At 67.2% G+C, this 21470-nt stretch carries 20 protein-coding genes; 10 read left to right on the top strand and 10 right to left on the bottom strand.

What is annotated here, in order from left to right:
• Positions 1–135 precede the first annotated feature (135 nt).
• Positions 136–1422 carry an FAD-dependent oxidoreductase gene (locus tag AC1DKN_RS06730; protein WP_476855847.1) on the bottom strand — a complete coding sequence of 429 codons (1287 nt, stop codon included), beginning with the start codon at positions 1420–1422 and terminating at the stop codon, positions 136–138.
• Positions 1415–2740 carry an MFS transporter gene (locus tag AC1DKN_RS06725; RefSeq protein WP_476870820.1) on the bottom strand — a complete coding sequence of 442 codons (1326 nt, stop codon included), beginning with the start codon at positions 2738–2740 and terminating at the stop codon, positions 1415–1417. The genes AC1DKN_RS06730 and AC1DKN_RS06725 overlap by 8 nt, the downstream gene beginning before the upstream one ends.
• A 49-nt stretch (positions 2741–2789) precedes the next feature.
• Between AC1DKN_RS06725 and AC1DKN_RS06720 the strand changes: the two genes are divergently transcribed.
• The 4 genes from AC1DKN_RS06720 to AC1DKN_RS06705 all read left to right on the top strand — a co-directional run bounded on the left by AC1DKN_RS06720 (position 2790) and on the right by AC1DKN_RS06705 (position 6455).
• Entirely contained in the window at positions 2790–3611 is an 822-nt protein-coding gene (locus tag AC1DKN_RS06720) for an IclR family transcriptional regulator (RefSeq protein WP_476870819.1), read from the top strand.
• A 119-nt stretch (positions 3612–3730) separates the two neighbouring features.
• Complete coding sequence (locus AC1DKN_RS06715; RefSeq protein ID WP_476870818.1) at positions 3731–4861, top strand: cupin domain-containing protein; 1131 nt, start codon at positions 3731–3733, stop codon at positions 4859–4861.
• Positions 4861–5697: a fumarylacetoacetate hydrolase family protein gene (locus AC1DKN_RS06710; RefSeq protein WP_476858537.1), complete on the top strand. Its 837-nt coding sequence runs from the start codon at positions 4861–4863 to the stop codon at positions 5695–5697. Before AC1DKN_RS06715 ends, AC1DKN_RS06710 begins: the two co-directional genes overlap by 1 nt.
• Positions 5697–6455, top strand: coding sequence for a maleylpyruvate isomerase family mycothiol-dependent enzyme (locus AC1DKN_RS06705; RefSeq protein WP_476870817.1), 759 nt, complete (start codon positions 5697–5699; stop codon positions 6453–6455). Before AC1DKN_RS06710 ends, AC1DKN_RS06705 begins: the two co-directional genes overlap by 1 nt.
• Positions 6456–6529: 74 nt before the next feature.
• Here AC1DKN_RS06705 and AC1DKN_RS06700 read toward each other — a convergent pair whose 3' ends face one another.
• From AC1DKN_RS06700 to AC1DKN_RS06670, 7 genes are all read right to left on the bottom strand, one after another.
• Entirely contained in the window at positions 6530–7993 is a 1464-nt protein-coding gene (locus AC1DKN_RS06700) for an MFS transporter (protein ID WP_476870816.1), read from the bottom strand.
• A gap of 84 nt (positions 7994–8077) precedes the next feature.
• Complete coding sequence (locus tag AC1DKN_RS06695; RefSeq protein ID WP_476870815.1) at positions 8078–8551, bottom strand: MarR family winged helix-turn-helix transcriptional regulator; 474 nt, start codon at positions 8549–8551, stop codon at positions 8078–8080.
• 35 nt (positions 8552–8586) lie between these two features.
• Entirely contained in the window at positions 8587–9201 is a 615-nt protein-coding gene (locus AC1DKN_RS06690) for a TetR/AcrR family transcriptional regulator (RefSeq protein WP_223916318.1), read from the bottom strand.
• Positions 9202–9210: 9 nt separating this feature from the next.
• On the bottom strand, positions 9211–10473 hold the full coding sequence (locus AC1DKN_RS06685) for an NAD(P)/FAD-dependent oxidoreductase (protein WP_476870814.1): 1263 nt from the start codon (positions 10471–10473) through the stop codon (positions 9211–9213).
• On the bottom strand, positions 10470–10664 hold the full coding sequence (locus AC1DKN_RS06680; protein WP_476870813.1) for a ferredoxin: 195 nt from the start codon (positions 10662–10664) through the stop codon (positions 10470–10472). The genes AC1DKN_RS06685 and AC1DKN_RS06680 overlap by 4 nt, the downstream gene beginning before the upstream one ends.
• On the bottom strand, positions 10661–11833 hold the full coding sequence (locus AC1DKN_RS06675; RefSeq protein ID WP_476870812.1) for a cytochrome P450: 1173 nt from the start codon (positions 11831–11833) through the stop codon (positions 10661–10663). Before AC1DKN_RS06675 ends, AC1DKN_RS06680 begins: the two co-directional genes overlap by 4 nt.
• Positions 11834–11887: 54 nt before the next feature.
• The gene (locus tag AC1DKN_RS06670; protein ID WP_476870811.1) at positions 11888–13609 is read right to left on the bottom strand and encodes an MFS transporter; all 1722 of its coding nucleotides are present in this window, start codon (positions 13607–13609) and stop codon (positions 11888–11890) included.
• A gap of 317 nt (positions 13610–13926) precedes the next feature.
• Here AC1DKN_RS06670 and AC1DKN_RS06665 point away from each other — a divergent pair, with 317 nt between their 5' ends.
• From AC1DKN_RS06665 to AC1DKN_RS06640, 6 genes are all read left to right on the top strand, one after another.
• Positions 13927–14937: a phosphotriesterase family protein gene (locus AC1DKN_RS06665; RefSeq protein WP_476870810.1), complete on the top strand. Its 1011-nt coding sequence runs from the start codon at positions 13927–13929 to the stop codon at positions 14935–14937.
• Between the two features lie 50 nt (positions 14938–14987).
• A complete protein-coding gene (locus AC1DKN_RS06660) occupies positions 14988–15941 on the top strand; it encodes a phosphotriesterase family protein (RefSeq protein WP_476850895.1) in 954 nt (317 codons plus the stop codon).
• 79 nt (positions 15942–16020) lie between these two features.
• Complete coding sequence (locus AC1DKN_RS06655; RefSeq protein ID WP_476870809.1) at positions 16021–17163, top strand: FAD-dependent monooxygenase; 1143 nt, start codon at positions 16021–16023, stop codon at positions 17161–17163.
• Positions 17164–17166: 3 nt separating this feature from the next.
• Positions 17167–18099 (top strand): alpha/beta hydrolase, encoded by a 933-nt coding sequence (locus AC1DKN_RS06650; protein WP_476870808.1) that lies wholly within the window; start codon positions 17167–17169, stop codon positions 18097–18099.
• Positions 18096–19064: an MBL fold metallo-hydrolase gene (locus AC1DKN_RS06645; protein ID WP_476870807.1), complete on the top strand. Its 969-nt coding sequence runs from the start codon at positions 18096–18098 to the stop codon at positions 19062–19064. Before AC1DKN_RS06650 ends, AC1DKN_RS06645 begins: the two co-directional genes overlap by 4 nt.
• Positions 19057–20811, top strand: coding sequence for a CocE/NonD family hydrolase (locus AC1DKN_RS06640; RefSeq protein WP_476870806.1), 1755 nt, complete (start codon positions 19057–19059; stop codon positions 20809–20811). Before AC1DKN_RS06645 ends, AC1DKN_RS06640 begins: the two co-directional genes overlap by 8 nt.
• Before the next feature lie 62 nt (positions 20812–20873).
• On the opposite strand, the gene AC1DKN_RS06635 is transcribed toward AC1DKN_RS06640, so the two are convergent.
• Positions 20874–21461: a TetR/AcrR family transcriptional regulator gene (locus tag AC1DKN_RS06635; protein ID WP_476858548.1), complete on the bottom strand. Its 588-nt coding sequence runs from the start codon at positions 21459–21461 to the stop codon at positions 20874–20876.
• Between the last annotated feature and the right edge of the window lie 9 nt (positions 21462–21470).

Here is a 21470-nt window from a genome sequence, read left to right as displayed (position 1 = left end):
GTCGACAACATTCAGGAATCGGCGGAAAGTCCGCCCTGGATCATGACCGAAGAAGCTCCGGGCCGGCTCCTTGAAGAAGCCGGCCCGGAGCTCGTAACGGGTCACCCAATGACGCCGCCCGGCCCGGAGCCCGGATCAGGCGGAAATCTTGTCCGCCATGCCGGAGTGTGCCGCGCGGGCCGCCGGCACGCCGTCGCCGTCCTGGCCGTACAGCCAGTCGTTGTACCGGAAATCGTTGTCCATCCGGCTCTTGAAGAGCAGGTTGCGCAGCGTCCGGGCCAGCCCGGAGACGTGCCAGGATTCGCCCCAGACGCGGGCGGTGCGCTGGACCCTGGCGGTGCGGCCGGCGCGGAGGTTGTTGAATTCCTTGATCGCGCCGTCCCAGGCTTCGGGGTGGACGCCGTCGGCGGTGAACACGGTGCCGGTGGTGACGTCCTGCAGCACTGCCGCGTCCTCGAGCGCCTGGCAGGCGCCCTGGGCCAGGTACTGCAGCATCGGGTGCGCGGCGTCGCCCATCAGCACCATCCGTCCGGCCACCCAGTTTTCGATCGGATCGCGGTCGTACATGGGCCAGCGCATGCTGGTGCCCAGGTTTTTCAGCGCAGCCTGGACGGCGGGGACGCAGTCCTTGTACGCGGCCTCGAGCTCGTCGACTCCCCCGTACTGCTCCTCGCCGCGCTCAAAGGAGGCGGACTTGAAGACGGCCACGGTGTTCAGCAGCTCGCCCTTGCGCAGCGGGTACTGCACGAGGTGGCAGTCCGGTCCGAGGTAGACAATGACGTCCTCGAGGTCCGCCTTGGGTGTGTGTTCGGTAATCGGCACGGTGCCGCGGTAGGCGACGTAGGCCGAGGGGACCGGCTCGTCGCCGGCAACGAGCGGGCGCAGGGTGGACTTGAGCCCGTCGGCGCCGATGACGACGTCGGCCTCGTAGTCCACACCGGCGGCCGTGTGGGCCACTCCCCTGCCGTTCACGGTCTCCACGCTCTCGACCATGACATCGTTGACCAGTTTCACGCCCGCCGCTTCGCAGCCCTCGAGCAGGACCCGGTGCAGGTCGCTGCGGTGGATCACCACGTAGGGCGCACCGTAGCGTTCCTCGAATTCCCCGCCGAGGCTCTGGCGCGTGAGCTCCTCGCCGGTGACGGCGTCGCGGAAGACCAGGTGCTTGGGCTGGACGCCAATCTCCAGGGCCTTGTCCAGCAGGCCCCAGCGCTTCAGGACGCGGGAGGCGTTGGGCGCCATCTGCAGCCCGGCGCCGACCTCGCCGAATTCGGGCGCCCGCTCCACGAGGGTGACGTCGGCGCCGCTTTCCCGCAGCGCGAGGGCTCCGGCCAATCCGGCCATTCCCCCTCCGATGACGAGGACATCGGTGGACCGGCCGTCGGTGGACAGGAAACTGGTGGACGGGACGTGCTCAGACATTGCTTGCTCCTGTTAGTGAAGGGGAAGTTGAGAGTTTTGATTTGAGTTTGAGCCCGACGGCGACCAGCAGGACCGCTGCTATCGCGGCTGCACCGGCGAAGGCCAGGAAATTGGAATTGACGCCCAGTCCGGCAGCCAGCAGGAGGCCACCGATCTGGGGTGCGGCGACGGCGCCGATGCGGCCGGTCCCGAGTGCCCAGCCCAGCGCGGTCCCGCGCAGGTGCCCGGGATAGTGGCTCGCGACGGCGGCGATGATGAGGCACTGCGTGCCGTGGGTGCCGACGCCGGCGAGGACCAGCATGAGGTACACGACGGTGACCGGCGGTCCCGCAACCAGGACCACGAGAGCGCCGGCGGCGACGGCGGCCGCGGCGATCGCCGTCGGAATCGGACCGAAGCGGGTCCCGGCCCAGGCCGTGATCACCGAGCCGGCCACCGCACCCAGGTTGAGGGCCAGGGCGAAAGTCAGGGCGGAGCCCAGGTTGTAGCCGGCCAGCTGCATGAGGTTGGGCAGCCAGGTTCCCAGCCCGTACCAGGCGAACAGGGTAGCGATCGTCGCGAGGGCGAACAGCAGGCTCACCCCCAGGTAAGGGGTGCGGAGCAGGGACTTGAAGCCGATCGGCTCTTTGAGGTTGCGAATTCCCCGGTCCGCGGCACTGACCGGGGCCAGCGTCTCGGGCAGGTATTTCAGTCCGAGAGGCACCACGATCATCAGTGCGAGCACGGCCACGAGGAACATGGACTCCCAGCCGAAGGCAGGGATCAGCTGGATGCCGACGAGGGCGGCGATGGACCCGCCGATCGGGACGCCGGACATCATCAGGGTGGCGATGGTGGACCGCCACTTAGCGGGGACCAGTTCGGCAACGAGGGCGTTCGCCGAGGGCACCAGGCCACCGAGCCCGATGCCCGCCAAGAGCCGCAGCCCCCCGAAGGCGGCCGCATTGGGGGCGAAGGCGCAGAGGATGGTGAAAATCGAAAAGACGATGGCGCAACCCAGAATGGTGCGGCGGCGGCCCCACGAGTCGGCCATCCGGCCGGCGAAGATCGCCCCGATCATCATGCCGACGAAAGCCATGGAACCAATGGTCCCGGCGGTGGCCTTGGTCAGCCCCCATCCGGTCTCGGAGATCAGGGAGGACTGGACCGTGCCGTAGACGATCAGGTCGTAGCCATCGAAGACCACCAACAGCCAGCAGACCAGGACGGCGGCTGCCGAGCCTTTGGAGAACCGTGATGCGGGCCCACCAACGGTTGAGGGGGCAGGGGCCCCCGGCGAAGACCGTTGCGGCACTGCAACAGATTGTGTGTGATTCATGCCACTCACTGTCCTAGCCGCCGCAGGTGAACCACAATACAATTCTGATGTGCAGAACAACCCATCCACCAGAGCGGCCCGCAAGCCCGTCCAGAAACGGCCCACCTATTCCATCGAGGCGGTGGACAACGCGCTGCAGCTCCTCCAGCTGCTCCGCGACGGCGGAGCACTCCGGCTCAAGGACGCCGCCGAGGAGCTGGGCGTGGCGCCGTCCACCGCCCACCGCCTGCTGGCGATGTTGGTCTACCGGGGATTCGCCGTGCAGGATGAAACCCGCCGCTATGTCCCCGGCCCGGCAATGGGCGTCGGGCCGGCCGGCCTGAGCTGGACCCGGCTGCTCCGATCCCTGGCCCACCCGCACATGGAGCTTCTCTCTGCACGGCTCAACGAGACGGTGAACCTCATGGTGCGGGTGGGGACGAAAGTGCGCTTCCTGGCGACGGTGGAAGGGAACAATGTGCTGCGGGTTGGTGACCGGCAGGGGACGGTGATGGCCGCCAACAAAACATCCGGAGGCAAGGCCATGCTCGCCGAACTGGAACCGCCGATGATCGACCAGCTCTTTCGCAGCAACAATGCCGAGATTGGCGGGGACACCATTGCGGCCGCGGAGTACCCGGCGTTCCTGCGTGAGCTTGAATCCGTCCGCAGTAACGGATTCGCGGCCAATTTTGAAGGCACGGAAGAGGGCGTGAGCGCGCTCGGGATGGCCCTGCACAACCGGCACGGGCACGTGGTCGGCGCACTCAGCGTCGCCACCCCCGCGACCCGCTTCCGCCGCGTGTTTGACGCCGGACTGGTTCCCGCCCTGCGGGAAACGTGCCGGCAGCTGGAGATCGACATCGCGGCCAACCCGGCCGAGCCGGACTGAGCGCCGCGGGAGCCCGGTTCCGGGAATTCTGACCAGCAGAATATGTTGGGGGTCACACACCGGCATCCGTAGAGTCGAACTACGCCAACGAACTGTTCTGACCTACCGAGGAGGCCCACGTGTCCATCAGCGCCGAGAACACGACTCACGAATCAGTGGCCGCGGGGCACACTGCTCCGGAGCCGACGCCCGAAGAAGCGGCCCAGCTCAAAGAGCTGTACCGGGATTTTGACCGCGAAAACCTGATCCCGCTGTGGACCGAGATCGCAGACCTCATGCCGATGGTCCCGACCCCCAGGGCGGTCCCCCACGTCTGGCGGTGGAGCGACCTGTACCCGCTGGCTGCCCGTGCCGGCGATCTGGTCCCGGTGGGCCGGGGCGGGGAACGCCGGGCCATCGCCCTGGCCAATCCCGGCCTGGCCGGGACGCCGTACGCCACACCCACGCTGTGGGCAGCCATCCAGTACCTCGGCGCCCGCGAAACGGCGCCCGAGCACCGTCACTCGCAGAACGCCTTCCGCTTCGTCGTCGAGGGCGAAGGGGTCTGGACTGTGGTGAACGGGGACCCGGTGCGGATGTCCCGCGGCGACTTCCTGCTGACGCCGGGCTGGAACTTCCACGGGCACCACAACGACACCGATGAGCCGATGGCCTGGATCGACGGCCTGGACATCCCGTTCGTGCACTACGCTGACGCCGGCTTCTTCGAATTCGGCACCGAGCGCGTCACCGACGAGGCCACCCCGGACATCTCCCGCTCCGAGCGGCTCTGGGCGCACCCGGGCTTGCGCCCGCTGTCGGGCCTGGATGACACCACGAGCTCCCCCATCGCGGCCTACCGCTGGGAACACACGGACCGTGCCCTGTCCGAGCAGCTGCTGCTCGAGGACGAGGGCCATCCGGCCACTGTGTCCCAGGGCCACGCCGCCGTCCGCTACACCAACCCCACCACCGGTGGGGACGTGATGCCGACCATCCGCGCCGAATTCCACCGGCTCCGCGCCGGGGCCAGCGCCGAAGCGGTCCGCGAGGTGGGCTCCAGCGTCTGGCAGGTCTTTGAAGGCTCCGGCTCGGTGGTCCTCAACGGCGAAACCCGGACCCTGGCCAAGGGCGACCTCTTCGTGGTCCCGTCCTGGCAGGAATGGTCGCTGCAGGCCGGAACCCAGTTTGATCTGTTCCGCTTCAGTGACGCCCCCATTTTTGAACGGCTGAACTTCAACCGCACCTACATCGAAGGACGCAACAAGTAATGAGACTTCTCACCCTCCGCACCTCTGTTGGAGACAAAACAGTTAATAAGGCTGTCCGCCAGGACGGCGACACCCTGACCGAGATCGACGGCTTTGCCGACGTCGGAGAACTGCTCCGCACCCAGGACTGGGAAGCGACGGCGAAGGCGGCGGCCGGCGCCACGCACCCTCTCGAGGGCGCCGACCTGGACGCCGTCGTGCCCTCCCCCGGCAAGATCATCTGCGTGGGCCACAACTACCGCAACCACATCAAGGAAATGGGCCGGGAAGTCCCCGAGTTCCCCACCCTGTTCGCCAAGTACCAGGAATCCCTGATCGGCCCCAACGATGACCTGGCGCTGCCGCAGGAATCCGACGCCGTCGACTGGGAAGCCGAACTCGCCGTCGTGATCGGCAAAAAGGGCCGTCGGATCAGCGAAGCTGACGCCGCGGACCACATCGCCGGCTACGCCGTCCTGAACGACGTGTCCATGCGCGACTACCAGTTCCGCACCATCCAGTGGCTGCAGGGCAAGACCTGGGAAAAGTCCACCCCGTTCGGGCCGGCCCTGGTCACCAAGGATGAGTTCACCGCCGGGCCGCTGATGACATCCGCGGTCGACGGCGAAGTCCAGCAGAGCACCCCGACCGGTGACCTCGTGTTCACCCCGGAGTTCCTGGTGTCCTACATTTCCACGATCATCACGCTGAACCCGGGCGACGTGATCGCGACCGGCACCCCGGGCGGCGTGGGCCACGCCCAGGACCCGAAGCGCTACCTGCAGGAGGGCCAGATCCTGGTCACCACCATCGAGGGACTGGGCCAGCTGAAGAACCGCGTCATCAAGGAAGCCTGATGGTTGCCCGCCAGGACCAGACGACGAACCCGGAACTGCTCGCGGCGCTGCTGCAGGCACGGCGCGGCACGGCGTTCTTCGCCCGCAAGCTCAACGAGCTCACCGACGCGGAACTCGACGGCGACTCGCTGCTGCCGGGCTGGACCCGCCGCCACATCACGGCGCACATCGGCTACAACGCCCGGGCGATCGCCCGGCTCATCGAGTGGGCGGCCACCGGGGTGGAGACCCCGATGTACCCGTCCACGGAGGTCCGGGACCACGAGATCGACTTCGGCGCCACGCTGAGCCCGATCGCGCTCCGGCACCTCTTCGACCACTCCGCCGTGCACCTGAACGTCGAATGGCGCGATCTGCCGGGGGAAGCCTGGCACCACAAAGTCCGCACCATCCAGGGCCGGGAAGTGCCCGCCACGGAAACGGTGTGGATGCGCAGCCGCGAAGTCTGGATGCACGCCGTCGACCTCGCCAACGGCGCGAGCTTCGCCGACATCCCGGCACCGGTGCTGGAACGGCTCCTGACGGACATTACCGGCGCCTGGCATACCCGCGGCACCGACAAAGGCCTCGTCGTCACGGTCACCGACCGCGACCTGACGTTCGGGGACACGGCGACGGCGACCCCCACCGTGGTCTCCGGACCGCTGGCCGCCGTCGTCGAATGGGCCGCCGGCCGCGGCAATGGCGGCGTCACCGCCACCGGGCCCGGCACTGAAGCGAACGACGGGACGGTTCCAGCCGCCCCGAAGTGGATTTGAGCACTGGCTGAACGGTCGTAAGAGCGGAAGGCCCCCTCGGCGAGGGGGCCTTCCGCTTTTCGTGCCTGGTTGGCTCAGCCCAGGTGCACGACTGGAGTGTTGCCAGCTGATCCGGTGAAGGTCTCGCGGTCGATGTTGATGAGCAGCAGGGCTACCGGGGCAATCAGGATCGCGACGCCTGCGGCCCAGAGGAACACCATGGCATAGCCTGCAGAGAGGGCCGCCAGCGTCGCGCCACCGGCCGTGGCTGCTGCGGCGATGGTGCTGAACAGGGCGATGCCGAGGGAGCCGCCGATCTGCTGCGAGGCGTTGACCAACGCGCTGGCCACACCGGAGTCATCTTTGTCCACGCCGAACAGGGCAAGGTTCTGCATGGGCACGAACACCATGCCCAGCCCGATGCCAAGGAGAAGCAGGGCGGGAAGCATGTTGACGAAGTAGCTGCCCTCGGCGCTGACCCGGGTGAGCCACAGCATCGCAGCCGCCATGAAGACCGGCCCCGCGGCCGTCGGGATTTTGGCCCCCAGTTTCGGCAGGTTCGTCGCGACGAGCGCTGCCGTGATGATTACCGCAACGGTCATCGGCAGCGAAGCCAGCCCGGCGAGGAACGGCGCGAAGCCCAGCACGATTTGGATGTAGAAGTTGATGAACAGGATGCCGCCAATGAGGACAGCGCCGGAAAGGAACGACGCCAGGAAGGCGGCCGCGCGGTTTCGTTCGGTGGCCACGCGCAGCGGCAGGAGCGGATGCCTGACTTTGGTCTCGACCAGGACGAAGAGTGCCAGGAGAACTGCGCCGGCGGCAATGAAGCCCCAGGCTTCGGGGGCATCCCAGCCGTGCTCGGCGTTGGTGAAGCCGTAGACAAGGGATCCAAGGCCGAGGGCTGCCAGAATGACCCCGGGCCAGTCGTACTTGGTGGACCCCTGGGCCTTGCTTTCACTGACCAGGGACCATACGCCGAAGAGGGCGATGGCGGCAATCGGCACATTCACGAAGAAGCACCAGCGCCAGCTCACGTGTTCGGTCAAAAACCCGCCCAGCAGGACACCGGCGGCCGCGCCGACGCCGGTAATGGAACCGAAAATCGCGAACGCCGTGCCGCGGTCCCTTCCGCCAGGGAAGGCGACGGTCAGGAGCGCCAAGGCTGCCGGGGCCAGCAGCGCAGCGAACACGCCCTGCAGCGCGCGGGCGCCGATCAGCTCCCAGGGCTGCTGCGCGATGCCGCCGACCAGGGACGCGGCGGCGAAGCCGACGGCGGCCACAAGGAACGTCCGCTTGCGGCCCCAGAAGTCTGCGATGCGTCCGCCGAGCAGCAGGAAGGCGCCGAAGGCCAGCGCGTAGGCCGTGACCACCCAGGAGCGGGTCGAGTCGCTGATCCCCATCTCGAGCTGGAGGCGCGGCAGCGCCAGATTCACGATCGTGCCGTCCAGCACCACCATGAACTGCGCGAGGGCGAGGAACACCAGCGCCCACCAGCGGTTCCCTGGCCTGCTCCCGCGCCGGACGACTGCCTCTTCCAACTGCGTTGCCATACCCATGTCTCATCCTCCAAAGTAGTAATACTTATAAAAGTATAACTATTAGGGGCGACGGGTCATGACCGTGGCAGGGGGTGATGTGGGTTACTCGGGTTCGGAGAGTATCGAGGCGAGGCGCTGCAGGGCCGGGAGGCTGGCGGCAATTTGCTCGCGCTCTTCAGGCAGCAGCCGGGAACTGGCCGACTCCAGCGCCTCCGCCCAGGCACCCTCGAGGAGCTCCTTGATCCGCTGGGATTCGGCCGTGGGGTGGAGGGCGACGTAGCGCTTGTCCGCGGCGTCGCGGATCCGGGTGACGAGGCCGGCGGCGACCAGCTCACGCAGCTGGACGCTGACGTTGCTGAACTGCCGGCCCAGACGGGAAGCGACTTCCGCGACGGTGATGCCGGGGTGGCTTTCGATGACGCGGAGGATTTCCAGGACGCCGTTGGACAGCGGCCGGAAGCCGGTGTCATTGTGCGACTTCCGCCGGACGTCGGCGGAGATGTCGATCACGGCGACGGCCAGGGCCCGGTGGTCGACTGCCTCGTCCAGCACTTCGCCTGCGCCAATACTTTCCATTCAATAAGCATAGGCGTCCGTCTGCGAGGGCAGGCTTAGCCCTCGTCGCAGAGCAGGTGATACCAGTTATCGGCGAGCACCTCGAGGGCATGTTCCCGGTTTGGTTCAAACTTCCGTCGGGTCCAGAGCGTGGCCACGTAGTCGAGCGAGGTGAAGGCAAGGGTGCCGCGAATGTGGTGCGTCTCCTCCGGGAAGCGCCCTGCCAGCTCCATTCCGCGCACGAGGTCCGAGATGACCTCCTCATGCCATCCCTCGACCAAGGCGCGCACTTCGCGATCGATGGCGGCTGCCTCCTCGAGCACGTCGAGGTACGGGCGGAAGACCGGCCAGAGCGCCGCCCGCGACTCCAGCCAGGCCAGGATGCCCGCCAGTTCGCCCGCACGCACGACGTCGACGAGCTCGGCCGCGGTCGATCCCCGTTCGGGGCCGGCCGCGCGGTCCAGTACGGCGTTGACGCGGGCCATGAAGTCCCGCATCAGGTCGCTGCGCGTGGGGTAGTAGGCGTAAAAAGTCACCCGGGTGGTACCGGCCGCAGCGGCGATCTCATCGATCGTCGTCGCGGCGTAGCCCTTCTCGGTGAAGAGCTCCAGCGCCCGTTCGACGATCACGTCGCGGGTCAGCTGCTTCTGGGCTTCTCGCAACGACGACATGGATCAATCCTAACGGTGTTGTGCGGCGTCAGGTTCGAGCGGGCGCGCCGCACGCAGCGCGGCCGGACCGGCGTCGGCGAACCGGCGCAGCTTGGGGACGGGGATCCGGTAGTTGAGCGCGGCGGCGGTGCCGGAACCGTCCGTGTTGTCCCAGCGAAGCAGCATCGAGTCCGCGCCCCCGCCGGGCTCGCAGTAGTCGGGAGGCCCGACAGCCGGCGCGAAGCCCGCCGACTTGAGCGAGAGGCCGAAGCCCTCCGTCCAGAAGTAGGGCTGGAAGTCGAACTCGGGCGCCGCGTCACCCTTCAGGAGGCCGACGCCGGCGACCCTGGCCTGGTCGATGGCGCTGGTCCACAAGGGCACCCGTTCCACCCCGCGGCGGGTCGGGAAGGACGCCACATCGCCGGCGGCGACGATGTCCGACCGGAGCCTGCCGCGCGAATCGACCCGCAGCTCTCCGTCGACGAGAAGGTTCGAGCCGGCGAGCCAGCCGATGTTCGGCTCATCGCCGATGGCGGTGACCACCAAGTCAGCCTCCAGCACGGTGCCGTCGGCCAGGACGACCTTTGCCCCGGCGCCGTGATCGACAAGCCGGGCCTTCCCGCCGCCAACCACGCGCAGTCCGCGCCGGATGGCGGCGGCGGTGAAGATGTCCGCCAGATGGTCGCCGAGCTGACGCGCCAGGGGCTTGCCGTCGGAGACGAGGGTGACCTCGCAGCCCACGTGCACGCAACCGGACGCGACCTCCATGCCCAGCGCTCCGCCGCCGATCACGATAACCGACGGGCGCGATGCGACGCGTTCCTTGAGGAGGATCGCATCCTCGATGGTGCGCAGGGTGAGTTCCCGGTGGGAGCCGTCCCGTTGCGGTCCGGCTGTTCCCTTCTTCTGCGTCTCTTGCGCACCCGCCCCGAGTCGCTTTGCCCGGGAACCCGAAGCGATGACGAGGCCGTCATACGGCAGCTCCCCTCCCCCGTCCAGGCGCACCAGCCGGGCCGCGACGTCCAGGCCCGTGGCGCTGACTCCGAGCAGCTCCGTTGCTTCGTGGGTCGGCTCGGGGAGCACATGGGGTTGGAGTCCGCCGTCGCTGTTCCCGTCGCTTTGCCCGTCGACAGCGTGCAGCAGCGCCTTGGAGAGGGCCGGCCGGCTGTAGGGCTGGTGGCGCTCCGCGCCCACAACGGTGAGCTCGCCGTCGAAGCCGGCCGAGCGCAGCGAGTCGCAGGCCGTGAGCCCGGCGATGCCGTTGCCGACCACCACGATCTTTCGCATCGTCATGCCGCGGCCAATCGCAGTGCGGCAACCGGGCAGACCCTTACCGCCGCCTTCGCGGCGTCCAGGTCAGCGCCTTGGACGTCCGGGACGTCGAGTACCAGCTCGCCGTCATCGTCGAGGTGCATCAGCCGGGGCGCGGCTTCTTCACAGAGGCCGTGGCCCTCGCAGCGCGGCCGGTCAAGTTCGATCCTCATGATGCCACCACCTTGGCGACCTGGAGCGACTCGAGGCTCCGCGTGATGTTGCTCGGCTCCCGGACCTCGTCGGAGATCGTCAGCGTTTTCACCCTGCGGGCAAGCGCCTCAATGATCGCATGCGCTTCCAGTTTCGCCAGTCCCTGGCCGGCGCAGCCGTGCGGTCCGTAGCCGAAGGACAGGTGGTCCACGGCGTTCCGCATCACGTCGAAGGTGTCGGGATCCCCGTAGTGCCGCGGGTCGCGGTTGCCGGCCCCAAAGAGGATGCCCACCTGCGCACCTGCGGGAATCGTGACGCCCTCGATCGCCACGTCGCGCATTGCCTTGCGGCCCCAGATGTGGACCGGGGCCCAGTAGCGCAGCACTTCGGCGAACGCTGCGGGGACCAGGTCCGGGTTCTTCCGGACCAGTTCGAACTGCTCCGGGTGGCGGCCGAACAGCGCAATGATGTTCCCGATTGACGCGATTGTCGTGTCAACGCCGGCTCCCAGGTACTGGTGGATGATGTGCCCCGCAGAACCCTGGGGAATGTCGCCGCGTGTCTCGGCATCGAAAATACCTCGGCCGATTGAGCCGGGTGTGAGGTCTTCTGCGGTGACCGACGAGCACCAGCCGTAGAGCTCGCCGGCGATCGGGAAGCTCTCCTGGGTGCGCTGGTTCAGCGGGCCGATGACCTGCATCGCGGCCTGGCCCCAGCGCAGCATGTTGTCCTTGACGTGTCCCTGGAAGCCAATGAGGTCGGCAACGATTTCGATCGGGAAGGCGCGGGCCAGGGAATCGATGGCCTCGAAGCTGCCGCTGGCGGCGAGTTCGGCGACGAGCTTGTCAGCCTTTTCGTCGATGACGACTTTCAGGCCGCGGAGCGCCCGGGGGGTGAGGTTTTGGGACAGCGTGGCGCGGAGCTGGGTGTGGACGGGCGGGTCGGAGGCGAGGGAGGTGCCCTGAAGGGCCTCGTTCACCATGGGGTTGAAGCCGATGCTGGTGGACGAGAAGGTCTCCGGATCGCCGAGCGCGTCGCGGATGACGTCGTAGCGCGTCAGGACGTAGAGGTCGTTCTTGGGGAGGTGGACCACTGCGGCCTGCTCGCGGAGCGCGGCGTAGGTAGGGTAAGGGTCGACCAGGATGTCGTCGTCCCAGATGTCGATGCCGGATTCGGTGGGTGCAGTCACGGTGTTCTCCTTGCGGAAGGTAGGTGGTCAGGTCAGTGCCGGAGGCCGTCAGGCTTAGACGGCGGCCTCGGCGTTTACTTCGGTGGTCTCGGCGATGGCCTCGGGCGCGGGCGCCGAGGACCGTGCAGAGATGAAGAGGGTGAGAGTGGCGGAGAGGATCGCCGCGATGCCCGCGGTGAGGTATACAGCCTGGAACCCCTGGCCCAGTGAGGTCCCTGCCACACCCTGGATTTGCGGCTGTGCGGCGTTGAGGGCCTGGACCATACCGTCGACCGCCGGGGTGGGCGCGCCGCCTGCCAGCGCCTGGCCGGAGAACTGGGCGATGACCCCGTCCCAGCCGGCGAGGAAGCCCAGCGGCGGCACGTTCGCCAGCCCGCTGACGGCCTCTGCGGGCAGTCCCGCCCCGCCGAGGATCCCGGCAAGGGGACCCGCGAAGGCCGTGGCTCCGATGCCGAAGGCGATGGCTGAGCCGACAGCGGGGCCGAGGGCGAAGCCGAGGTCGCGCAGGAGGTTCGTCGTCGCCGAAGCCATGCCGATCTGCTGGGGCGGGACGGTGTTGATGGCAACAGCGGTGACGGAACCGACGGTGAGCGCGAATCCGATACCCAACAGCAGGAGCGGCGGAATGAAGGCCGTCCAAGGGGTGCCGCCGAAGGCCTCCGGAGTGCCGAGGGCGAATGTCGAGAGCCAGAAACCGGAGACTGCCATGAGGACGAAGCCCGCGGTGAGCACCCAGCGCGGTGCTACGTGGTGGATGAGCCACCCCACCACCGGGATGAAGGCGAATGCCGGGCCCTGGATGAAGACGAACAGCACACCGACCTTCCAGGTCTCGGCCAGCGCGAGTCCACTGACGGCGACGCTGGTGCTGAAGCAGATCGCGAGGAAGGCGAACATGCCGGTGACCGCCACAATGCCGGTGATCGAGTAGGCGCTGTTCTTGAACAGCGACAGGTGAATCAGGGGCTGCGCGGTGCGTGATTCGATGACGACGAAGGAGACCAGGAGGATTCCGCCCGCGACGTAGCTTGCAATCACCTGGGCGCTGCCGAAGCCGGCATCAACCGCTGTCACCGTGGCGTAGAGGACGGCGATAAGTCCGAGCGCGAGCGTAATCTGGCCGGGGAAGTCCAACTTGCGCCCCTCGGCTGCCGCGGAGTCCTTCGCCCGGAGCGCGACGAGGAGTACGAGCACGGCAATTGCGGCCGCAACCAGGTAGGCCGCCCGCCAGCCGCTGAACTCGTTCGGCGCACCCGGCGCAGCACCCGGCACGGTGAAGAACTGCGCGGTGAAGCCAGCGAGCACTGGGGAGATCACCGCGCCGAGGGACAGGAACCCGGCCCACGTGGCGATGACCTTCGCCCGTGCGCGGTGATCCGGGGTGATCGCGGCGATCATGGACAGCGAGATGGGGAACAGGATGCCCGCCCCAATGCCGCCGACGGCCTGGGCGGCGATCATCATCTCGGTTGTCGGCGCCAGCGCAGCCATGACGGAGCCGACGATGCTGACCCCGGCTCCGATGTACAGAAGCTTCTTGCGTCCGAACACGTCGCCCAGGAGGCCCCAGCTGAGTTCGAACACGACAATACCCATCAAGAACATGCCCGCGATCCAGGTCAGGCCCGCGCCTGAAGTATGGAATTCCGCGGCGAACGTGCCGCTGAGGGCGCCCGGCAGCGCGTTGGTGATCTGGGCCAGTGTGACCGCGCTGTAGGCGGCTATGAAAGTGGCTCGTACCGAGCCGCGGCTCGGTACCGAAATGGTCTGACTCATCGATGAAACTCCTTTGTTCCGGGTCGATCCTCCGGTGACGCGCCATGACTGGTGCCCTGCCGGAGCAAGAGCCGGCAGGCGGAGGTGGATGTGGCGCTCACCACAGTCTGATATCAATCTTTACGAGATGTCAAGAAAACATACTCAACGTTTGCTTCATGAACGCATCGACACCCAAAGGACGTGTACGGCTCGTCTGTTTTCTTGACACACTGTAAAGAAAGATGTGATGCTGGCTACACCGCAACGGGGCTACGGCACGGTCAGGCACCCCGGCGCCCCTGTATTCAGCACCCGATCTTCAAGGGAGAAGCCAAGTGAGTCACACCACACCCGTCGATAGCGGGGACGCGTTCCACGCCCCCACCGGGCAAACCGTCAATACGGTATTGGGTCCCGTCCCTGCCTCGGAACTGGGCGTAGTCGCGCTCCATGAGGCCCTATTGTCAGTGGTCCCGGGCGCCCAGTACGCACCAGAGATCTCCATGGACAGGGCACAGATCTTCGAGGCCCTGGCGGCCAAGCTCGCGGACTTCCGCGAGCACGGCGGGCGGACGATCGTCGACAGCACGGGCATGTTCCACGGCCGCGACCTCAAGCTCTACGAGGCGTTGTCCCGCACCACCGGCGTCCACATCGTCGCCTCCACGGGCCTAGGCCCGGAGGAAGAACTCGGCGGATACTTCCTGACGCCGCAGACCAACCCGCCCACCCCGTGGCTGGCCGAAAAGTTCGCCGATCTCTTCGGCAAGGAGGTCACTGAGGGGATGGTGGTTCCCCGGGTCGAGCGCCGCGCCGCCGCCGGCATCGTCGCGACCATTGCCGACCGCGCCGGCATGACCCCGACCGAGGAAAGCCTGTTCCGCGGCTCCGCCCGCGCCGCCAGGAACACCGGCGTCCCGGTCTCTATCCGCTTTGGCGCCGATGTCCTGCACGATCTGGACATCGTCCTGGACGAGCAGCTCGGAGCCGACCGGGTGCTCGTCGGCGACCTCGACCGCAAGCACGCCGCCGGCTCCGCCAGCGAGGTGGCCGGCCGGGGAGCCTTCGTCGGCATCGACCATGTGGGCCTGAACGACCACGCGGACTACCTCACCGACCATGACCGCGCCGAACTGGTGCTCGGGCTCGTCAAGGCAGGCCATGCCGACAGGATCATCCTGTCGGGCAACTCGATCGGCGTTGCCAAAGGTCTGCCGGAGTACAACCTGCCCTACAGCCACGTCCTGACGACGTTCGTGCCGTTCCTCAAGGCCCACGGCCTGAGCGACGAAGACGCCCGGCGCATCCTCGTGGATAACCCGCGCAACCTGCTGACCGTGCGCTAAGCACGCCTCGGCACACACACAACAAGCTTTCGAAACCCTGAGGTGAACGAATGACCAAGGTCAACACCGTGCTGGGAACCATCCCGGCCGAAGAACTGGAAATCGTGGCGGTCCACGAACACATCGGCTACGGCATGCCCGGGTCCGAACTGGATACCAGGTGGTGGAAGTCGCCGGAGCAGGCTTACGAGGAAACCGTGCCGAAGCTGCGGAAGTTCCGCGAATACGGCGGCGGTACCTTCGTGGACGCCACGGGCATCTGCAACGGCCGCGACGTCGACTACTACAAGTCCCTGTCCCGGAAGACGGGCGTGCACATCGTTGCCTGCACCGGCTTCGTCGGCGGAGACACCGCCCTGCCGCACTTCTCCCGCGCGAGCGTGGACTACCTCACGAAGGTCTTCATCCACGAGATCACCGTCGGCATCGGCAACACGGGCGCCAAGGCCGGCGTCATCAAGGTCGGCGTGAGCCGCGGCGGACGCATGACGGATCTGGACAAGCGCATTTACCGGGCCGCGGCCCGCGCCGCCGTCGTCACCGGCGCTCCGGTCCTGACCCACCTGGCCATCGACCCGGAACCGGCAGTGAACATCTTCAACGAAGAAGGCCTCCCGCTGGACCGCGTGCTCTTCGGCCACGCCGACGACGGCCTGAACGCTCCGGTCACCCCGCACGATTGGATCTACGAGCAGGGCGGCCGCATCGGCTTCGACACTTTCGGCTACGACCTCGAGCTGCCTGATCCGCCGTTCTGGGGCCGCAAACGTGCCGAACGCATGGAGCACTTCGTCAACCTCGTGAACAAGGGCTATGCGGACAAGCTCCTCGTCTCGGCGGACGCAAACTGCAGCCCGCTGGGCTGGCCGGGCGTGAAGGGCCACACCATCAACTACATCTTCGAGGACATGATCCCCGACATGCGCGCGGCCGGTATCGACGACGCCACCCTCAAACTCCTGCTTGAGGACAACCCGGCCGACTTCCTGTCCCTTCACGCCTGACCCCGGACAGACCACCACAACTTGCCCGTTCCGCCAGACATGGCCCGGGCCCAGAAAGAGTCAAGAAAGAGATGAAACCATGAAGGCTGAAGACATCAAGAACCTCAAGATCGTCATCGTCGGCGCGGGGTACGGCGGCGCCGCGGCGGCCAAGGCCCTGAGCCTGCTCGGTGCCGACGTCAGCGTGTACGAACAGGCATCCCAGATGCGGGAGGTCGGCGCCGGCATCGGGCTGCGTCCTGCCACCATGCACCGGTTCAGCCAGTGGGGCATCTTCGACACGATCGCGAAGGTAAGCTCCCCGAGCGACTACTTCGAAATCCTCACCGCCACGGGTGAGCCGATCATGAAGGACACCTGGCCGGAGTTCGGCGGGCAGAGCCAGACCCACCTCATCCACCGCGGCGACTTCATCGATGCCCTCCTGAGCGTGCTGCCGCAGGGCATGGTGCACCTTGGCCACAAGCTGGAGACCATCGAGGACAAGGGCGGCCGCCCCGTCCTGACCTTCACCAACGGCACGACGGTCGAGGCGGACCTGGTGGTCGGCGCCGACGGCATCAAGTCAGTGGTGCGCGAGCAGCTCTTCAGCGACAAAGGCCCGGTGTTCTCCGGCGAACACGCCTACCGCGCTGTGATCTCCGCCGGCGACGCCCACGGCATGGTGGTGGACGACAACCTGCGGATGTACATGGGCAGGGGCACGAAGGTCTACCTGCTGCCGCTGCGCCACCGCAACCAGATGTCCTTCGATATCACCGCACTGTGCCCGGACAGCACCTGGGCCCCCACCATCACGAAGGATGACCTCGTGGCGACGGTGGAGGGCTTCGACGAGCGGATCGTCAACATCGCCCGCGGCCTCGACATGGACACCGTCAACATCCGCGCCGTCTACGACATCGACCCGGTTGACACGTGGCACACGGACTCCGTCGTGCTCATGGGCGATGCGGCCCACTCGATGCTGCACCACCAGGGCCAGGGCGCCAACTCGGCCATCGAGGATGCCGGTGCGCTCGCCGATGCCTTGGCGGAGGCCGGCTCTGTCAAGGATGCACTGGCCCTGTTCCAGGCAACCCGCAAGCCGGTAACGGACGAGCTGCAGCGCATCTCGCGTCAGGGGTGGACCGAGGACGAGGTCAATGACGTCTTCCCGGGGCAAAAGCCCACGTCCCAGAAGCCCGCCGCCGTCAACGCACCAGCAGAGTCGAAGGCCTGACCCATGACCATCCATCCCGAAATTGCCAAGATCCTCAGCACCCTGCCGGCGCCCGACGGCTCGCCGCTGAACCCGGGGGTCATGCGCGCCGGCGAGGCCGCGCAGGTTCCCGCATTGGAGGACCGTCTGCCGCTGCACTGCGTCGAGGACGCCACCGCAGTGACGCCATCGGGCGAGGTGCCCGTGCGGATCTACACGCCGGCCGGGTCCGACGCTCATGGGCTTCTGGTGTACCTCCACGGCGGGGCGTTCTTCCTCGGCAGCCTGGACACGCACGACCACGTTGCCCGGGCCCTGGCCAAGGAGACAGGTCATAAGGTCATCTCTGTCGGCTACCGCCTGGCGCCCGAGGCTGCTTTCCCTGCCGGCCTCGACGACTGCTACGGGGTGGTCCGGTGGGCCGCCGAGCAGGGTACGAGCCTGGGCTGGGACGGCAGGAACCTTGCCGTCGCCGGCGACAGTTCGGGCGGCAACTTCGTCGCCGCCGTCGCAGCGATGGCCCACGACGACGGGTTTGACAGGATCACGCATCAGGTCCTCTTCTATCCGTCCCTGGACCTGGACTTCGACGTCGACCGCTACGCCTCGCTGCGGGAGAACGCCGAAGGATTCGGGCTGGAGACGGCGGGCCTCAAGCCGTTCAACTCCTTTTACCTGGAGAGCGGGGCGGACCCGGCGGACCCGCTCGTCTCCCCCATCAAGCGCGATGACCTCACAGGCCTGCCGGCGGCGCTCATCATCACCGCCGAGCACGACCCCCTGCGCGATGAGGGCGAACTTTACGGCCAGCGACTGGCGGAGGCCGGCGTCGTGGCGGCCGTCAGCCGCTACGCGGGGGCCAACCACGGCTTCGTCCAGAACTTTTCCTGGATCCCGGAGTTCTACCGGGCCTTCGAGGAAGCACGCGACTTCCTGAACTCGGGGGCCGGGCAATGACGGGGCCAGTCGCTGTTCATCCCCTGGTCTCGCCGTGGGGCCGGTTCGGGCTCTACAGCTTCTTCATCGACGCTCCCGAGCCCGCCATCGTCGACACCGGGATCGCGTCCTCGCCTGCCGAAGGCATGGTCCCGGCACTGGAGGCGATCGGCCGCCGGATCGAGGACGTGCGCTGGATCCTGCTGACCCACGGCCACATCGACCACCTCGGCGGTGCGCACGCCCTATGGGAGCTCACCGGACGGCGCGCGAAGGTCGTGATCCACGAGGCCGACGCGCCTCTGCTGCGCTCCCGGCGCGCGCACGTCGACCAGTACGTGGACGTGCGCCAGCAGTACATCGACAATCCGACTGCCATCGAGGAGCAGACGAAAGCCGCGAACCACGTCATCTCCGGCGAGATGGAGCCGACCATGCTGGTTAGGGGCGGCGAGACCCTCGCCCTGGGCGGGGACGTCACCGTCTCGGTCCACCACATCCCCGGCCACACGGCCGGGTCCGTCGCCTACGTCGTGGACGGGCAGCAGTCGGTCTTCGTCGGCGACGCCGTGCAGATCCACGGAGCGGCCAACGGCTTCCCCGGCTACGAGGATCCGGCCGCCTACCGCTCAAGCCTGCGGTACCTGCGCGACGACGTCCGCCCGCAACACCTGTACCTGGGCCACCCGTACCGGGGCGCTGACGGCGTGCCGTACGGCGTTGAACTGGACCGTGAGGCGGCCCGGAATGCCCTGCAGGGAAGCCTGGACCTCGAGACCCGAATCGACGACGCCGCCCGCCGGTACCTTCGCGACGGCCTCCAGGAGACGGACTCGCCATACTCGCCCTTCACCCGCGTCGCTGCAGAACTCGGCTACGCGGGCGACCCCAGCCTCGAGCCGTCCCCGTTCTTCACGACGCTCCACGGCTACCGCACGGCCTTTGACCGCCTGACCAAAGATGAGGAGCTTCGCACCCATGGATGACCTGAAGATGTTGGATGCCGGAAGCGAGAAGATTGCCGTCCGCAAGGACCTCCGGGTCCCGATGCGGGACGGCGTCGAGCTCGCCGCGGACGCCTATCACGGTACCGGGGACAAACCGCGCCCCGCCCTCGTAGCCCTGAGCCCCTACGGCAAAGAATTGCAGGCGCTGGCCCTCACAACCCCGCCACAGCGGCGCCCCAGCCCGATGTGGGACGGCTGCATCGAGGCCGGCGACATCGCCCGCATCGTCAAGGAGGACTACGTCCACGTCATTGGCGACCTGCGCGGCTCGGGCCACTCCGGCGGCGAACATATCGGCAATTACAACGCCGGTGGCGTGTCGCTTGGCCAGGACGCCTACGACTTCATCGAGTGGGTCGCCGCGCAGCCGTGGTGCGACGGCAACGTCGGCATGGTCGGCATCTCCTATTTCGGCTCCATGCAGGTGCTGGCAGCGGCCGAGCGGCCGCCGCACCTGAAGGCGATCTTTGTCTCCGGCGGCCACTACGACTTCTACGAGACCACCTACCATGGCGGCATCATGTGGTTCATGCCGCGTGCTGCACGCGAGGGCCGCGGCGGCGACTCCGGCTGGGCGTTCACGGACAACGTCAAGTCCCGCATGATCGAGAAGTACTCCCCCGGTGAATTGAAGAAGCTGGTTGCCACGCGTCTTGCGGACCCGGACGTGGCCGCCTGGCCGAACCTGGTCCATGTCCTGAACTACCCGAAGAACCACGAGGCCTGGTTCGACATTGTGATGAACGGGCTCGACGGGGACTGGTACGAGGAGCGCAACCCCATCACGCTGGCGCCGAACATCGACATCCCGGTCTACCTGCAGATCGACCAGGGCCGCGGCTGGACGATGGACGGCACGATTGAGCTGTTCAAGGAGCTGAAGGGCCCCAAGAAGCTGGACATCGGCCCGTACCCGCCGATGCAGTCGCGTCCCTTCATCGAAGAACACGACAAGATGTTCCGGTGGTACGACTACTGGATCAAGGGCATCGACAACGGCGTCATGGACGAGCCGGCCGTGAGCGTCTTCGTGGAGGGCTCGCGTGAGCTGGTGACTGCGGAGGTGTGGCCGCCGAAGGACGTCGAGTACAAGTCTCTCTATCTGCGCCCGCGGCACAAACTGTCGACCGAGCCCGAGCTGATGGGCTCGGAGTACGCCGCCCCGGACGGCTTCTACCAGGCGCCGCTGACAGTGACCGACAAGGTGGAGATCATCAGCTGGTCCACCCCTGCCTTCGAGGAGGACACGGAGATGATCGGCACCGGTGCCGCGCACATCTTCGCCGAGATCGACCAGCCGGACACCAACTTCATCCTCCGCCTGTGGGATTACGCGCCCACCGGCGCGCGCCAGCTGATCACCAGCGGATACCTGAAGGCCTCGCACCGCGAACTTGACGACCGCAGCACCGAGGGCAATCCGCTCCACCCGCACACCCGCAGTGTGCCGGTGGAGCCGGGGACGATCGAGGAGTACGTCCTGCGCCTCTATCCGTTCGCGAACACCTTCAAGCCGGGCCACAAGCTCATCGCAGAGCTCTCGAACGGCGAGCCGCTGGCCGACGAGCACAACGCGCTGCTGCCGCCGGATGCCTTCCATCTGCCGGTGGGCCGGCCCGTCACCCACAAGATCTACCGCGACGCCGCCCACCAGTCCAGGCTGGTCCTGCCGTTCACCTCCCGCCAACCGGCGGAGGGCCAGCCGGCGGTCGTCCAGGCGCGCTGATGCCGTGCGGCAGCTGACAACACCAGGGCGCAGCCAACAGGCTGCGCCCTGGTGTTGCCTGCTCACTCAGCCAGCAGGAAGCACCAGTTCTCGACCATCAGATCCAGTGAAGTATCGCGGTCCACGGTCCAGCCGAGCCGCATCCAGCGCCGGGAAAAGAACTCCAGCTCGCCGAAGGCCAGCGCGCAGCGGACCCGGCGGCTGGCCGGGGCAAAACGCCCGGCGCTGTCGAGGCCCGCCTGCATGTCGTCGATCGCCGTGTCGAACCACTGGTCCAAAGCCGCCTGGATGTCCGGTTCGCTGGCCGCGGCCTGGTGAGCCGCCACAACATAGGGGCGGATGTCGGCCCACTGGTCAAATTTCCGGGCCAGCCAGACCCTGATCAGCTCGCGGTCCCCGGACTCGACCACCGAATGCAGCGGCGGGACATCGGCCTCCGTCAGCATCTCGTTGGACCGCTCGACGAGCGAGCGCATGAGCTGGGCTTTGGACGGAAAATGCGAATAGAAGGTTGCCCTGGTGGTGCCTACGGCAGCGGAGATGTCATCCACCGTGGTGGCGGCGAACCCTTTCTCCTCGAAAAGCTCCAGCCCCTTGTCGAGGAAAAGCCGGCGGGTCATCTGCTTTTGAGCGTCTCGAATGCTTGCCACGCCCCCAGA

The organism is Arthrobacter sp. 01N444, assembly GCF_056399305.1.
Note: the sequence above shows the minus strand (reverse complement) of the source record. Positions and strands in the feature narration are given on the sequence as shown.

Bases quoted from the DNA above. Each gene is read 5' to 3' on its own strand.
- AC1DKN_RS06710 (WP_476858537.1), top strand. From the start codon at position 4,861: ATGAGACTTCTCACCCTCCGCACCTCTGTTGGAGACAAAACAGTTAAT.
- AC1DKN_RS06645 (WP_476870807.1), top strand. From the start codon at position 18,096: ATGACGGGGCCAGTCGCTGTTCATCCCCTGGTCTCGCCGTGGGGCCGG.
- AC1DKN_RS06660 (WP_476850895.1), top strand. From the start codon at position 14,988: ATGACCAAGGTCAACACCGTGCTGGGAACCATCCCGGCCGAAGAACTG.
- AC1DKN_RS06655 (WP_476870809.1), top strand. From the start codon at position 16,021: ATGAAGGCTGAAGACATCAAGAACCTCAAGATCGTCATCGTCGGCGCG.
- AC1DKN_RS06670 (WP_476870811.1), bottom strand. From the start codon at position 13,609: ATGAGTCAGACCATTTCGGTACCGAGCCGCGGCTCGGTACGAGCCACT.
- AC1DKN_RS06690 (WP_223916318.1), bottom strand. From the start codon at position 9,201: ATGTCGTCGTTGCGAGAAGCCCAGAAGCAGCTGACCCGCGACGTGATC.
- AC1DKN_RS06700 (WP_476870816.1), bottom strand. From the start codon at position 7,993: ATGGGTATGGCAACGCAGTTGGAAGAGGCAGTCGTCCGGCGCGGGAGC.
- AC1DKN_RS06725 (WP_476870820.1), bottom strand. From the start codon at position 2,740: ATGAATCACACACAATCTGTTGCAGTGCCGCAACGGTCTTCGCCGGGG.
- AC1DKN_RS06640 (WP_476870806.1), top strand. From the start codon at position 19,057: ATGGATGACCTGAAGATGTTGGATGCCGGAAGCGAGAAGATTGCCGTC.
- AC1DKN_RS06685 (WP_476870814.1), bottom strand. From the start codon at position 10,473: ATGACGATGCGAAAGATCGTGGTGGTCGGCAACGGCATCGCCGGGCTC.
- AC1DKN_RS06705 (WP_476870817.1), top strand. From the start codon at position 5,697: ATGGTTGCCCGCCAGGACCAGACGACGAACCCGGAACTGCTCGCGGCG.
- AC1DKN_RS06680 (WP_476870813.1), bottom strand. From the start codon at position 10,664: ATGAGGATCGAACTTGACCGGCCGCGCTGCGAGGGCCACGGCCTCTGT.
- AC1DKN_RS06730 (WP_476855847.1), bottom strand. From the start codon at position 1,422: ATGTCTGAGCACGTCCCGTCCACCAGTTTCCTGTCCACCGACGGCCGG.
- AC1DKN_RS06650 (WP_476870808.1), top strand. From the start codon at position 17,167: ATGACCATCCATCCCGAAATTGCCAAGATCCTCAGCACCCTGCCGGCG.
- AC1DKN_RS06695 (WP_476870815.1), bottom strand. From the start codon at position 8,551: ATGGAAAGTATTGGCGCAGGCGAAGTGCTGGACGAGGCAGTCGACCAC.